This window comes from Pseudomonas sp. WS 5021 (assembly GCF_012985535.1).
GTDB lineage: Bacteria > Pseudomonadota > Gammaproteobacteria > Pseudomonadales > Pseudomonadaceae > Aquipseudomonas.
In genome coordinates this window covers 1-14,252 of the sequence record NZ_JAAQWP010000015.1, presented here as the reverse complement: position 1 = coordinate 14,252, position 14,252 = coordinate 1, and the positions used below count along the sequence as shown (strand labels likewise).

Here is a 14,252-nt window from a genome sequence, read left to right as displayed (position 1 = left end):
AACCTTCACACAGGTGCTTGATCATGCTTATTCACAAACGCTCCATGGCCACCTTGCTCGCGCTGTGTTCATCCGCCGCGCTGGCGGGTGAAACCGTCAACATCTCCAACTGGAACGGCTACATCGCCGACGACACCCTGCCCGCCTTCACCCAGGCCACCGGCATCCAGGCCACCTACGACATCCATGACAGCAACGAGGTCCTGGAGTCCAAGCTGATGACCGGCAACACCGGGTATGACGTGGTCAGCCCGTCCAACCACTTCCTCTCGCGCCTGATCAAGGCCGGGGCCATCCAGAAGCTGGACCAGAGCCGCCTGCCCAACTGGCACAACCTCGATCCGGCGCTGCTGAAAAAGCTCGAAGTCAACGACCCCGGCAATCAGTACGGCTTTCCCTATATGTGGGGTTCGGCGGGGATCGGCTACAACGTCGCAAAGATCAAGGCGATCTTCGGCACCACCGACGTCACCCGCTCCTGGAGCCTGTTCTTTGCTGAAGACAACATCAGGAAGCTCAGCGCGTGTGGCGTGGCGATTATCGACAACCCGACGCAGGTGCTGCCGATCACCCTCAACTACCTGGGCCTGCCGCACCACAGCCACGCCCCCGAGGACTACAAAAAGGCCGAGCAGGCGCTGCTGAAGATCCGGCCCTACGTGCAGTACTTCCATGCCTCCAAGTACATCAGCGACTTGGCCAACGGTAATATCTGCGCGGTCATCGGCTTCAACGGCGACGTGGTGCAGGCGGCAGCGAGTGCCAGGGAGGCGAAGAACGGCATCGAGATTGGCTACTCGATCCCCAAGGAAGGCTCCACCCTGTGGCTCGACATGGTGGTGATGCCCAAGGCCGCGCCCCATGAGGTGAATGCCTATGCCTACATGAACTACCTGTTGGAGCCCAAGGTGATTGCCAACATCAGCAACCACATTCACTACGCCAACCCCAACCGTGCGGCGGACCCGTTCGTTGATCCCGAGGTCAAGCAAGATCCGGCGATCTACCCCTCCGGGGCTGTGCTGGACAGCCTGTTCACCGTCGAAGACCTGCCACCGGCCATCGCCCGCCTGGCCACACGGTTGTGGACCAAGTTAAAGACCAATACCTGAGTATCGCGCAGACCAAAGCCTGCAAATTCCGCTGACTAACCTTTCGATCCTGAGCAAGTGCGGGCACAATGCCTGTCCTTTTTTGGCAGGCTCCGCCGCAGGCTCTGAAAAATGATCAAAACCCCGTATTACCTCATCGACAAACAGAAGCTTCTGGTCAACATGCAGAAGATCGCCTACGTGCGCGAGCAGTCCGGCGCCAAGGCGCTGCTGGCGCTCAAGTGCTTTGCCACCTGGTCGGTGTTCGACCTGATGCAGGAATACATGGACGGCACCACGTCCTCGTCGCTGTATGAGCTCAAGCTCGGTCGCCAGAAGTTCGAAGGCGAGGCCCACGCCTACAGCGTGGCCTGGGCCGACGATGAAATCGAGGAGATGCTCGACAACTGCGACAAGATCATCTTCAACTCCATCAGCCAACTGCAGCGCTTTGCCGAGCGCAGCGAAGGCAAGACTCGCGGCCTGCGCGTCAACCCGCAAGTGAGCAGCTCCGACTACCTGTTGGCCGACCCGGCGCGCCCGTTCAGCCGCCTGGGCGAGTGGGACCCAGTGAAGATCGAAGGCGTGATCGAGCAAATCTCCGGCTTCATGTTCCACAACAACTGTGAGAACGGTGATTTCGAGCTGTTCGACAAGATGCTCGGCACCATCGAAGAACGCTTCGGCGCGCTGCTGCACAAGGTCAACTGGGTCAGCCTCGGCGGCGGCATCCACTTTACCGGTGAAGGCTACGCCATCGACGCGTTCTGCCAGCGCCTCAAGGCGTTCTCGCAAAAGTACGACGTGCAGGTGTACCTGGAACCCGGCGAAGCGGCGATCACCAACAGCGCCTCCCTGGAAGTGACCGTGCTCGACACCCTGTACAACGGCAAAAACCTCGCCGTGGTCGACAGCTCCATCGAAGCCCATTTGCTGGACCTGCTGATCTATCGCCTCAACGCCAAGCTGGCGCCGAGCACCGGCGAACACACCTACATGGTGTGCGGCAAGTCGTGCCTGGCCGGGGACATCTTCGGCGAATACCAATTTGATCAGCCGCTGGCCATCGGCGATCGACTGTCGTTCATCGACACGGCAGGCTACACCATGGTCAAGAAAAACTGGTTCAACGGCCTGAAAATGCCGTCCATCGTAGTGAAACAACTCGACGGTACAGTCGAAGTGGTTCGTGAATTTGGTTACGACGACTACCTGTCCAGCCTTTCGTAAAGCGGACAGATAAAGGAGAGATAAAGCAATTGAAAAAGAACGTTCTTATCATTGGTGCAGGAGGTGTCGCCAAGGTGGTGGCCCACAAGTGCGCGCAGCACAACGACGAACTCGGTCGTATTGCTATCGCGTCGCGCAACATCTCCAAATGCCAGGCCATCATCGACAGCGTCAAGGCCAAGGGTAGCCTCAAGGTACCCGCCCAGATCCAGGCCTTTGCACTGGACGCCCTGGACGTGGAAGCGACCAAGGCCCTGATCCGCGAAACCCAATCGCAGATCGTCATCAACGTCGGCTCCGCCTTCCTCAACATGTCGGTACTGCGTGCCTGCATCGACACGGGCGTGGCTTACCTCGACACCGCCATCCACGAAGAGCCGGGCAAGGTCTGCGAGACCCCGCCGTGGTACGGCAACTACGAGTGGAACCACCTGGAGGAATGCAAGCAGAAGAACATCACTGCGATCCTCGGTGTGGGTTTTGACCCAGGTGTGGTCAACGCCTATGCGGCGCTGGCGCAACAACAGCATTTTGACCGCATTGATTCGATCGACATTCTCGACGTCAATGCCGGCAGCCACGGCAAATATTTCGCCACCAATTTCGACCCGGAAATCAACTTCCGCGAATTCACCGGACAGGTGTGGAGCTGGCAGGACAGCCAGTGGACCAGCAACACCATGTTCGAAGTAAAACGTACTGACGACCTGCCGGTAGTGGGTTCACAGAACCTGTACCTGACCGGCCACGATGAAGTGCACTCGTTGTCGAAAAACCTCGACGTGCCCAACGTGCGGTTCTGGATGAGCTTCGGCGAACACTACATCAATGTGTTCACCGTGCTGAACAACCTCGGCCTGCTCTCCGAGAAACCGGTCACCACCGCCGAAGGCTTGCAAGTGGTGCCATTGAAACTGGTCAAGGCCGTGCTGCCTGACCCGTCTTCCCTGGCACCGGGCTACACCGGCAAGACCTGCATCGGCGACCTCGTCAAGGGCACCAAGGATGGCCAGCCACGCGAGCTGTTCATCTACAACGTGGCCTGCCACGAAGAAGCCTATGCCGAGACCGACAGCCAGGGCATCTCCTACACCGCAGGCGTTCCACCGGTAGCCGCTGCGCTGCTGGTAGCCCGTGGCGAGTGGGACGTGCAACGCATGGCCAACGTTGAAGAACTGCCAGCCGAGCCGTTCCTCAAGGCGCTGGACGTAATGGGCCTGCCGACCCGCATCAAGGACGAAAAAGGCGACCGCGCCTGGGATGCTATCGCCTGATAGCGTCTTGATTGACGGATCGCTCCCACGTCCTGTGGGAGCGATCAAAAACATTGCCCGGATCGTTGCGAGGGCGGATATCAATGTTGCCAGTGCCTACAGCTCCCACATTGGCGATTCAGGGGTCTGAATTCCCTGTTGCACGCGTCTACTGCATCTCAAATGCAATCCCCCAAACAATGAAAATCGAGGTAGGAGCTGTCGAGCCCCAGCGAGGCTGCGATGGCGGCGGGATTGCTGGTATTGATGCTGGCTGAACCACCGCTATCGTAGCCTCGCTAAAGCTCGACAACTCCTACAGGGTTTATTGGTGTTTGCGGGACCTGCGTCTTTGAACACTGGGGCTCTGGCGCGAGCACAAACAATGTAGGAGCTGTCGAGCCCCAGCGAGGCTGCGATGGCGGCGGGATTGCTGGCATTGATGTTGGCTGAACCGCCGCTATCGTAGCCTCGCTAAAGCTCGACAACTCCTACCAGGGTTTATTGGTGTTTGCGGGATCTGCTTCTCTGAACGCCGGGGCTCTGGAGCGGGCACAAACAATGTAGGAGCTGTCGAGCCCCAGCGAGGCTGCGATGGCGGCGGGATTGCTGGCATTGATGTTGGCTGAACCGCCGCTATCGCAGCCTCGCTAAAGCTCGACAACTCCTACAGGGTTTATTGGTGTTTGCGGGATCTGCGTCTTTGAACACTGGGGCTCTGGAGCGGGCACAAACAATGTAGGAGCTGTCGAGCCCCAGCGAGGCTGCGATGGCGGCGGGATTGCTGGCATTGATGTTGGCTGAACCACCGCTATCGTAGCCTCGCTAAAGCTCGACAACTCCTACCAGGGTTTGTCGGTGTTTGCGGGACCTGCGTTTTTGAACGCTGGGGCTCTGGAGCGGGCACACTATTCTGGTCAATGCCTCGCAAGACCAGGCGCTGGATGGCTGCGTACAACCGGCCCTATAACGCTGGAATGCCGTTTTATGTAGGCGCGAGCTTGCTCCTGCAACTACCGGTTATTGCACCCCCCCTCGCACAAAAGGTAGTATTGAGAACGATTCACAATACCACCCTTGAGAAAGTCGACCCGTGCAGTCACCTCCAATCCGCAAGCTGGGCTTCTTTTTCAATGACCATCACCGTTGGCTGCTGCAACATATCCAGCATCGCGTGCGTAACCATGCCGATGCCGAAGACACCGCCGCCGATACCTTCTGCCAGATGCTCGCCGCCCGGGTCGACCCCGACAGCATCGAGCAACCCCGGGCTTATCTCTCGACCATTGCCCGCCGGCTGATCTTTGATCGCTACCGGCGCAGTCGCCTGGAAACCGCCTACCTGGAACGCCTGGCCGCCACCCCCGAAGCCTTGGCGCCCTCCCCTGAAGACCAACTGCAACTGATCCAGGCCCTGGTCGCCATTGACCGCGCCCTCGATGGCTTGCCGCTGATCGTCAAGGCCACGTTCCTTTATAGCCAGTTGGACGGCATGAGCTACGTGGCGATTGCGCGCAAGTTGCAGTTGTCCGAGCGCACCGTCAGCCGCTATATGAAACAGGCCCTGCGCCAGTGCTACCTGGCCGAGCTGGCCCCGTGAGCAAGGCCCGGCTGGACCCGGTCAGCGAGCAGGCCATCGACTGGATGGTGCGCCTGCGCGCCGGCACACCGGATGCGCGGTTGCAGGAGCGCTTCAATGCCTGGCTGGCCCTCGACCCGGCCCACGTCCAAGCCTGGTCCCGTTTGCAGGAACGCCTGGGCGGCTCGTGGAACACCCTGCGCACCCTCGACAAACGCCTGCCCGGCGAAGCGCGGCAAGTGCTGTTGCAGCCCCAAGGTTCGCGCCGGGACATACTGCGCGCCATCGGCGGCCTGGGCCTGCTGGGTGGCGGCCTGTGGTTGGCAGCGCGCAGCCCGCTGGGCGACGACCTGCTGGCCGACCTGCACACCGGGCGCGGCCAACGCCAGACCTTCACCCTGGCCGATGGCAGCCGCCTGAGCCTCAATGCACAGAGCGCAGTGGATGTGCAGTTCGATCAGCACCAGCGCTTGATCATCCTGCGCCACGGTGAACTGGTGATTCAGGTGGCAGCCGACCCCCAGCGGCCACTGCGTGTGCGCAGCGCCCAGGGCAGTGTCCAAGCGTTGGGCACGCGCTTCCTCGTGTCCCAGCAGCCAGACGCCACGCGGGTGGTGGTGCTGGAGCATTCGGTCCAGGCGACGCTGCACAACGGCATCCAGCACACGGTGCTGCAAGGCCAATCGGTGATGCTGCATGCCGAGCGCATCGAAGCGTTGGCCGGCAACCAGGGCTACCGGGCCGACTGGCTCGCCGGCCACCTCAGCGTGCTGGACGATTCCCTGGAGCAGGTGGTCAACGCCCTGCGCCCGTACAGCCGGGGATTTGTACGCGTCGACCCGCAGGTGCGCAACTTGCGCGTGCAAGGCGTATTCCCCCTCAACGACCCCCGCCGCGCCTTCGCGGCCCTGGCCGAAACCCTGCCGATCCGGGTGGATCACTACAGCCCGTGGCTGACCGTGATTGGCACCAAATAACCCGGGCCAGACTTTTTTATGCAAATCACTCTTATTTGTGTCCGGTTTTCAATTCTCGGCCCACCTATCTCCTGACACGTCCACACCTTCAGGAGAATGCTGTGCTCAACCCTTGGCCCCACGCCCTTTCTGTCGCCGTTGCCCTGGCAACCCTGGCGAGCCCTGCCTTGGTACAGGCGCAAAGCCTGTCTTTCAACCTGCCAGCCGGCCCGCTGGCACAAACGCTGAACGCCATTGCCAGCCAGAGCGGACGGATTGTGTCCCTGGACCCGGTGTTGGTGCAGGGTAAACAGGCCCAGGCGGTGATCGGCCAGATGCCGGCCGAACAGGCCATGGACCGTGCGTTGTCGGGCAGCGGCTTGCAGTTGCGTATCACCGAGCAAGGTAATTTCAGCGTCGAGCCTGCCACCGACACGGGCAGCGCGCTGCAATTGGGCGTGACCTCGATTGTCGAGCGCAGCATCGACCCCACCACCGAAGGCAGCGGTTCCTACGCCGCACGGGCGGTGACGATCGGCAAGGGCACCCACACCCTCAAGGAAATCCCCCAGTCGATCACAGTGATGACCCGCAAGCAAATGGACGACCAGAACCTGGTCGACCTCAAGGACGCCGTCAACCACACCACCGGCCTGGTGGGCGTGCAAGGCGTGGGCAAAGGCATGATCATCACCTCCCGCGGCTTCCAGATCGATGACTGGCAGTACGACGGCGTGCCGATCCCGCGCAATACCTATGCCCTGGGCAACTGGGCCACCCAGGACATGATTTTCTTCGACCGCCTGGAGGTACTGCGCGGCGCCTCCGGCCTGCTGCAGGGCACCGGCAGCCCCGGTGGCGCAATCAACCTGGTGCGCAAGCGCGGGCAGACGGCACCCACGGTGGCCCTTACCGCCAAGGCCGGCAGTTGGGACCACTACGGCCTGCAACTGGACGCCGGCGGCCCGCTGAACCAGAGCGGCACGATCCGTGGGCGGATGGTGGCGGATGAAGACCAGAGCGATTCGTTCATCGACTACGAATGGAGCAAGACCCACTCGCTGTACGGCGCCCTGGACTTCGACCTGCAGGAAGACACCACCCTGGGCCTGGCCGTCAGCCGCACCAATGCCGAGTCCCGGCCGATGCTGCGGGGCCTGCCGCGCTACAGCACGGGCAAGCCGATTGACCTGCCCCGCTCAACCTTCAGTGGCTCGCGCTGGAACCACTCGCAGATCGACGTCACCACCCTGTATGCCGACCTGGAGCACCGCTTCAACGATGACTGGAAGTTCAAGGTCGGCGCGGTGCGCATGCGCGAAGAAAACACCTCCACCCACCAACGCGTGCAGAGTACCGGCGAAGGCATTAACGCCGACGGCAGCGGGTTGACCTATGCCGATTGGTACACCGATTTCGACGGCACCAAGATCGGCCTGGACACCCACCTCACCGGGCGTTTCGAGGCGCTGTCGATGGCCCAGGAAATCACCCTGGGTGGCAACTATTCCAAATACACCACCAACGACGTCATTGCCCGGACCTTTAACCAAAGCACCGACAACATCTTCGACATCGATAACCACCGCCCCGAAATCAGCTACGAGGGTCTGATGAACACCCCCGGCGGCCGTGCAACACCGAGCAAATACGACATCCGCCAAAAAGGCCTGTATGGCAGCTGGCGCGTCAAGCCCATCGACCCGTTGACCCTGGTACTCGGCGCCCGTGTCAGTTGGTATGACTACAGCTATACCTCCTCGGGCATCACGGCGGTGACCCACGCCACCACCGTCAACAAGCCCAGCACCACCAACGAAACCGGCGAAGTCACGCCCTACGCCGGGATCGTCTACGACCTGAGCCGCGAGTGGGCGGTGTATGCCAGCTACACCGACGTGTTCGAGCCCCAGACCCAGCGCGACCTCAGCGGGGCGGTGGTCAAGCCGGTGATTGGCAGCAACTACGAAGTCGGCCTCAAGGGCGAATTGCTCGACGGGCGGGTCAATACCTCCCTGGCGCTGTTCCGCTACGACCAGGAAAACCGTGCGATCACCGACTACTCCCTGGGTGAAATCTGCGGCGGCACGTACTGCGCCACAGGCTCGGGCAAAGTGCGCAGCCAGGGCCTGGAAGCCGAGATCAGCGGTGAAGTGTTGAGCGGCCTGCAACTGTTTGCCGGCTATACCTACAACACCACCAAATACCTTGAGGACCGGGATAACAAGGGCCGGGTATTCAGCCAGTGGACGCCCAAGCATATGTTGCGGGTGTGGGGCGACTACCAGTTCAGTGGCGACTGGAGCAAGGTCAGCACCGGGTTGGGCTTTACCACCCAGAGCCATACCCTGGGGTATGAGTACAACTACGACGTGGCGGGCTACACCGTGTGGAATGCGCGGGTGGCGTATCAGCTGACGCCGGAAGTGGGGTTGGCGGTCAATGCCAACAACCTGTTTGACAAGACCTATTACGCCTCCGGGTACAACCAGTTGAATGGCAACAACTTCTACGGTGACCCGCGCAATGTAATGTTCAGTGTGAAGTACACGCCGCAGTTCTGAGCTAGGCCGCTGTGGGGCCGGCATGCCGGTGCCTGCAGCGGCATGCCGGCGCTTCAATCACAGTAATGGGTTGTCACTATCGAGCCGTCCCGCACCAGCTTGATGCCTTTGCTTGTGCACACAAACGAATTGGGCGCATTGGATTGGTTGCCGCCGATCGGGCTTACAGACGGGGCCTTGATGACTGGGGCGGATGGAATAAATGACTGGATAATACCAAAGACTCGCGTGACGATCTGGTGTGTCGCATCAATGATGGGACCTCCACCAGGGTAGTACACCTCATCTTTATGCCCCCCCGCATAAGTCGGTGCAGACACTAAAAACACAAGGGTTGTCCCTATTGCCAGCAATGCCGTCGTCCTTTTCATACACACCTCCTCAACCGTAGATCCAACACCCCCCCATCGACCGCTCCAGGGATTAAAAGTCTGGGTACCGTCTACTCAATCACAATAATGGGTTTTCACTATCGAGCCGTCCCGCACCAGCTTGATGCCTTTGCTTGTGCACACAAACCAACTGGGCGCATTGGATTGGTTGCCGCCTATCGGGCTTACATCCGGGGCCTTGATGACCGGACTGGGGGGCGTAAACGCATCGGCTGTGAGATCAAATGGCAAGATCGGCAAAAAGCTCATTTGATGCAGTTGCTCTGGTGGGAAGTGCACCCCGGATTTAAGCCCCCCTGCGTAACTCGGTGCACCCGCCAGTAACTGAAGGATCATCCCCGCTGCCAGCAATGCTGCTGTCCTTTTCATACCCACCTCCTCAATCCTGGATCCAACGCTACAGGGGGACGTCCAACCTCTCAGGGCAAGGGCGCCACCACGGCACTGACGTCTTGCGACGTGTCAGTGGACGCGCCCGCAATGAAGGTGCCACTAAACGAAATGCTGTTCAGCATGCTCTGGTGCCCACCGCCAATGGGGGCAATGGCCTGGGTTCCATTGTCCGGATCCCAGGTGCAGGCGGTGGCGTACTCGGCGCTGTCGGTGCAGTCCATCGCGACCGTGCCATTTTCAGTCAGGCCAAACGCCTTGGTACTGACGCTGCCCGGCAAAAACGGGATGGGCTGCACGCCGAAGCTGGAGCTGGTGTCCGCCCAGTAGAAATCCGTGGTAAAGCCCGAAGGCGCAGTGCCTCGCGCCAGCACATGCCCGGCATTGTTCACCGCAACCCCCGAGTTCATGGCATTCAACGGCAATGTGAGCAGCAACGGTGCGCTGGTGGGGGTGGGCCAGAATGCGGTTTTGCTGCTGTTGGTGGCAGAGTGGGGGTATAGGCAACTGCCCACCGCCTGGTTCTGATCGTTCATATCCACCGCTATGCAGTAACTTGCCCCGGCTGGCACAGGCAAGTCAGTGGTGGTGTAGCCACCCCCTCCGCGCCGGACAACCCTTGCCACAATCTTGCCGTTGACCGGGCAGTTCATCAGGATGCTGGGGTATCCGCTGATCAGGGTATTGTTCACCACCGTACCGAGACACATGCTGTCCCAGTCAGAGATGCGCTCGGGCGCTGTCATGCCTGGCCGATACAACACAACGGTAGATTTGCCACTGCCACTGATACTCAAGCCGAGCACCGCTCCTTGCTGGTTCTGGGCGGTCGCATAGGTATGGACATCGGCGGGACGCAACAAGGGAAACAACAAAGTCGCCGGAAGGGGGGTGAGCTTGATCGGGGCCGCCGCCGGTGCAGCGGCGCTCCAGGTCACAGCAAAATTGAAATTGCTCGCATCCGTACAACGCCCCACCATCACCCCGCTATTGCCAATGCTCCCCACTGAGCAGGGTTGGTTGGCCACCAGCGGCGGCAACACTTGCTGGGGCCCCGCGCTAGAGGCCGCATACCAGGGGTTGTCATTGGCGCTGGGGGTCGCGGTGCTGCAACTGCCCACGATCTGGCCGCTGTCATTGACCGAGACTGCGACACATTGCTTGCCCGCCGCATTGCCCAGATCGACAAAGGTCGCCGCCGTCGCTGTGGCGCCATAGCCCAAAAGCAATGCGCCGCCGAGAATCACGTATTTGGATAGGGTCTGCATGATCAGTCCGTCCCTGGAAGTTTGCGCCTTCAAGTTCAGCGCCTAACCACCGGCTGGGCGCTGCGTCTGAGAAGGAGTAAAAGCCTGGAAGACCGATTAGACAACTGTCAGATCTGACAGCTTACGCACCCGCACAAAGCGGTTTATAACGGGAGGTTTGCGACTTAACCCTGGCCAAACCGATAAATCGACAGGCAATACAACCCCAGCGCCGCCACCGCCAGCAAGCCCCCCGCCGCGCCGATCCAGGCGAAGCCAAAGTGCCCGCCGACCCAACTGCCCAGCAGCGCGCCGCCGCCGATGCCGATGTTGTAGATCCCGGAAAACATCGCCATCGCCACATCCGTTGCGTCCGGTGCCAGGACCAGGACCTTGGATTGCAATGCCAAGCCAAAGGCCATGATCGCCATGCCCCAGAACACGCTCAGCACCACCAGGTACGACACGTCACCACTCAGGGGCAACAGCAGGCCCAGGCACAGCGCCAGCACCGACACGGCCACCAGCAAAAAGCGATAGGGACTGAAACGGTGCAACAGGCTGAACAGCAACGAACCGATGATCCCCGCCCCGCCAAACACCAGCAGCACCAGGGTTACCGCATTGCCACCCAGGCCCGCGACGCGTTCGACAAAAGGTTCGATATAGCTGTAGGCCGTGAACTGGGCGGTGACCACCATGGCCGTCAACACATACAGCGCCACCAGCGCCGGGCGCTTGAACAGCATCGGCAGGCTGCGCAGCGAGCCGGAGTTCTGGCTCGGCAACAACGGCAAGGTGCGCGCCAGCCAGAACACCAGTGCGGCGGCAAACCCGGCGATCACGATAAACGTGGTGCGCCAGCCCATGGCTTCACCCAGCAGGCGCCCGAGGGGAATGCCCAAGACCATCGCCAGCGAAGTGCCAGTGGCCAGCAAGCCCAGCGCCTGCACCTGCTTGCCCGGCGGCGCCAGGCGTACCGCCAGGGAGGCAGTGATCGACCAGAACAGCGCGTGGGACAAGGCAATGCCGATACGACTGACCATCAACAGGCCAAAACTGTTGGCCACGCTGGAGAGGATATGGCTGGCGATAAACATGCCGAACAACACAATCAGCAACTTGCGCCGCTCGACGTTACGGGTCAGCAACATCACCGGCAGCGAGGTCAATGACACCACCCAGGCGTAGATGGTGAGCATCAGGCCGACCTGGGCGATTGGCATGTCGAAGCTGGCGCCGATGGCACTGAGCAGGCCGACCGGGACAAATTCGGTGGTGTTGAACACAAAGGCGGCCAGCGCCAGGGCGATGACCGGTTGCCAATTGGCGGCGGGGGTTGCGGTGGAAGTACTCATCGACAGGTCGTTTTACTCGGTTGCGCGCCGATCCTGACGGCCCGATGCCTGCCCTGGAGCGGCGCGCAAAAATAGTAACACGATGGTTCAGGGATCGACTTGCGCCATGATCTCGGGAATCGACTCCGGGCGCTTGGCATAGCGCTGGGCCAGTACCGCGCAGACCATCAACTGGATCTGGTGGAACAGCATCAACGGCAGGATCAACACGCCCATGGTGCTGCCGGCGAACAACACCTGGGCCATGGGTACGCCGGTGGCCAGGCTTTTCTTCGAGCCGCAGAACAGGATGGTAATGCGATCTTCCTGGTTGAAGCCGAACGCCTTGCCCAAGAGCGCGGAAGCCACCAGCACCAGCGCCAGCAAGATACAGCAGGCCACCACCAGGCCGCCCAGTTCCCACAAGGGGATCTGATGCCAGATGCCTTCGTTGACGGCCTCACTGAAGGCGCCATAGACCACCAGCAGGATCGACCCCTGATCGACGAATTTCAGCCAGTTTTTATTGCGCCCCACCCACGCGCCAATCCAGCGCCGGGCGATCTGCCCGGCAATGAACGGCAGCAGCAACTGCACGCTGATCTTGAGGATCGCATCCACAGTCGAGCCGCCGTCACCATGCACATTGAGCAACAAGGTCACCAGCAACGGCGTGAGGAAGATGCCGAACAGGCTGGACGCCGCCGCGCTGCAAATCGCCGCCGGGATATTGCCCCGCGCCAGGGAGGTAAAGGCAATCGCCGACTGCACCGTGGCCGGCAACGCGCAAAGGTAGAGCATGCCCATGTACAGGTCTTTGCCGATCATTGGCGACAGCAGCGGCTTGAGCGCCAGGCCCAGCAGCGGGAACAGCACGAAGGTCAGGCTGAACACCAGCAGGTGCAAGCGCCAGTGCCCGGCACCGGCGACGATGGCCTGGCGCGACAGCTTGGCGCCATGCAGGAAAAACAATAGCGCGATGGCCAGGTTGGTCACCCAGCCAAAGGCCACGGCGGCCTGGCCGCTGACGGGGAGCAAGGAGGCAAGGGCCACCGTGGCAATCAGGATCAGGGTGAAGTTGTCGGGTAAAAACCGTGGGCGTTTCATCAGTTGCTCTTCCAGGGGTTGCCAGGGCGTCGTGGCGACTCTAACGTAACAACCGGTTACCGACTAACGCCAATGAGCCAGTAAATGCCGCCTAAAGGACATGAAAAGGCTGTTCGCCGCAGCATCCCCGGGCTCGCCAGCCTGCCGCGCCCGGTGTATGGCCGCACCGAATCCCTGCCCAACCGCGCCCTGACCCGCCGCCATAGCCATCCGTGGGTGCAGTTGTCGTATGCGATTTGCGGGGTGCTGGAAATCCAGACCAGCGCCGGACGCTTCGTCGCGCCGCCGCAACGGGCGGTATGGATCCCGGCGGGAATGCCCCATCGGGTGTTCAGTTCGCCACACACCGAAATGCGTAGCCTGTACCTGGACTGCAGCGTAACGACCTGGGCGCCGGGACACTGCCAGGTACTGGCGGTGAGCGACCTGTTGCGTGAGTTGATCCGCCGTTTCAGCGAACTGCCGGTGGAATATGCCGAAGATGGCCCGGATGGGCGCCTGGCCCAGGTGCTGCTCGACCAATTGGCCGCCGCGCCCCAGGTCGACCTGATGCTGCCGCTGCCGGTGGACAGCCGGCTGCGGCAGATCTACCGCAGCTTGCGCCTGCACCCGGAACAGGCGACCACGCTGGGGCAGTGGAGCCAGAAACTGGGGGTCAGTGAAAAAACCTTGAGCCGGCTGTTCTTGAGCGATACCGGCCTGACCTACCGCGCCTGGCGCCAGCGGCTGCGACTGCTCGGCGCCCTGCCCGACCTGGAACGCGGGGAGCGGGTGACGGATGTGGCGCTGGGCTGTGGCTATGAGTCGGTTTCGGCGTTTATCGCAGCGTTTCGCCAGCAGTTTGATACGACGCCGGGGGAGTTTTTTCGCTGACTGGATTGACCCGGCCCTGTGGGAGCGGGCTTGCCCGCGATAGCGGTGTGTCAGGCGATAAATCCCGTGACTGACACCCCGCAATTGCGGCATAGGTATCTACACAACTCTCGTCTGGGGTTGTGTACATATCCGCTGCTGCGGTCACGGCGGCTATTGGTTCCGCCCTTACGGCGGGTCACTTTTGGAAAAGAGCCCGGAGTGCCGGCCCAGCCAAAAGTAACCAAAAGGGC

12 protein-coding genes are annotated in these 14,252 nt (G+C 61.1%); 7 read left to right on the top strand and 5 right to left on the bottom strand.

Going from position 1 to position 14,252, the window contains the following annotated elements:
- The first annotated feature begins 23 nt into the window (after nucleotides 1–23).
- The 6 genes from HBO19_RS27710 to HBO19_RS27685 all read left to right on the top strand — a co-directional run bounded on the left by HBO19_RS27710 (nucleotide 24) and on the right by HBO19_RS27685 (nucleotide 8,673).
- Nucleotides 24–1,112: a polyamine ABC transporter substrate-binding protein gene (locus tag HBO19_RS27710; RefSeq protein ID WP_170058676.1), complete on the top strand. Its 1,089-nt coding sequence runs from the start codon at nucleotides 24–26 to the stop codon at nucleotides 1,110–1,112.
- Nucleotides 1,113–1,223: 111 nt separating this feature from the next.
- Entirely contained in the window at nucleotides 1,224–2,321 is a 1,098-nt protein-coding gene (locus tag HBO19_RS27705) for a carboxynorspermidine decarboxylase (RefSeq protein WP_169957091.1), read from the top strand.
- Nucleotides 2,322–2,350: 29 nt separating this feature from the next.
- Nucleotides 2,351–3,595: a saccharopine dehydrogenase family protein gene (locus HBO19_RS27700; RefSeq protein WP_169957090.1), complete on the top strand. Its 1,245-nt coding sequence runs from the start codon at nucleotides 2,351–2,353 to the stop codon at nucleotides 3,593–3,595.
- A gap of 1,072 nt (nucleotides 3,596–4,667) precedes the next feature.
- Complete coding sequence (locus HBO19_RS27695; RefSeq protein ID WP_104912118.1) at nucleotides 4,668–5,174, top strand: sigma-70 family RNA polymerase sigma factor; 507 nt, start codon at nucleotides 4,668–4,670, stop codon at nucleotides 5,172–5,174.
- Complete coding sequence (locus HBO19_RS27690; protein ID WP_170058675.1) at nucleotides 5,171–6,130, top strand: FecR family protein; 960 nt, start codon at nucleotides 5,171–5,173, stop codon at nucleotides 6,128–6,130. Before HBO19_RS27695 ends, HBO19_RS27690 begins: the two co-directional genes overlap by 4 nt.
- 101 nt (nucleotides 6,131–6,231) lie before the next feature.
- Nucleotides 6,232–8,673: a TonB-dependent receptor gene (locus HBO19_RS27685; protein WP_170058674.1), complete on the top strand. Its 2,442-nt coding sequence runs from the start codon at nucleotides 6,232–6,234 to the stop codon at nucleotides 8,671–8,673.
- Between the two features lie 53 nt (nucleotides 8,674–8,726).
- On the opposite strand, the gene HBO19_RS27680 is transcribed toward HBO19_RS27685, so the two are convergent.
- From HBO19_RS27680 to HBO19_RS27660, 5 genes are all read right to left on the bottom strand, one after another.
- Nucleotides 8,727–9,044, bottom strand: coding sequence for a hypothetical protein (locus HBO19_RS27680; RefSeq protein ID WP_170058673.1), 318 nt, complete (start codon nucleotides 9,042–9,044; stop codon nucleotides 8,727–8,729).
- A gap of 75 nt (nucleotides 9,045–9,119) precedes the next feature.
- Entirely contained in the window at nucleotides 9,120–9,434 is a 315-nt protein-coding gene (locus HBO19_RS27675) for a hypothetical protein (protein WP_170041018.1), read from the bottom strand.
- Between the two features lie 50 nt (nucleotides 9,435–9,484).
- Nucleotides 9,485–10,723 (bottom strand): hypothetical protein, encoded by a 1,239-nt coding sequence (locus HBO19_RS27670; RefSeq protein ID WP_170041017.1) that lies wholly within the window; start codon nucleotides 10,721–10,723, stop codon nucleotides 9,485–9,487.
- A 164-nt stretch (nucleotides 10,724–10,887) separates the two neighbouring features.
- Entirely contained in the window at nucleotides 10,888–12,060 is a 1,173-nt protein-coding gene (locus tag HBO19_RS27665; RefSeq protein ID WP_170041016.1) for a sugar transporter, read from the bottom strand.
- An 87-nt stretch (nucleotides 12,061–12,147) separates the two neighbouring features.
- Nucleotides 12,148–13,146 carry a bile acid:sodium symporter family protein gene (locus HBO19_RS27660; protein WP_170058672.1) on the bottom strand — a complete coding sequence of 333 codons (999 nt, stop codon included), beginning with the start codon at nucleotides 13,144–13,146 and terminating at the stop codon, nucleotides 12,148–12,150.
- Nucleotides 13,147–13,230: 84 nt separating this feature from the next.
- Between HBO19_RS27660 and HBO19_RS27655 the strand changes: the two genes are divergently transcribed.
- The gene (locus HBO19_RS27655) at nucleotides 13,231–14,019 is read left to right on the top strand and encodes a helix-turn-helix transcriptional regulator (RefSeq protein WP_169957360.1); all 789 of its coding nucleotides are present in this window, start codon (nucleotides 13,231–13,233) and stop codon (nucleotides 14,017–14,019) included.
- The last annotated feature ends 233 nt before the right edge of the window (nucleotides 14,020–14,252 follow it).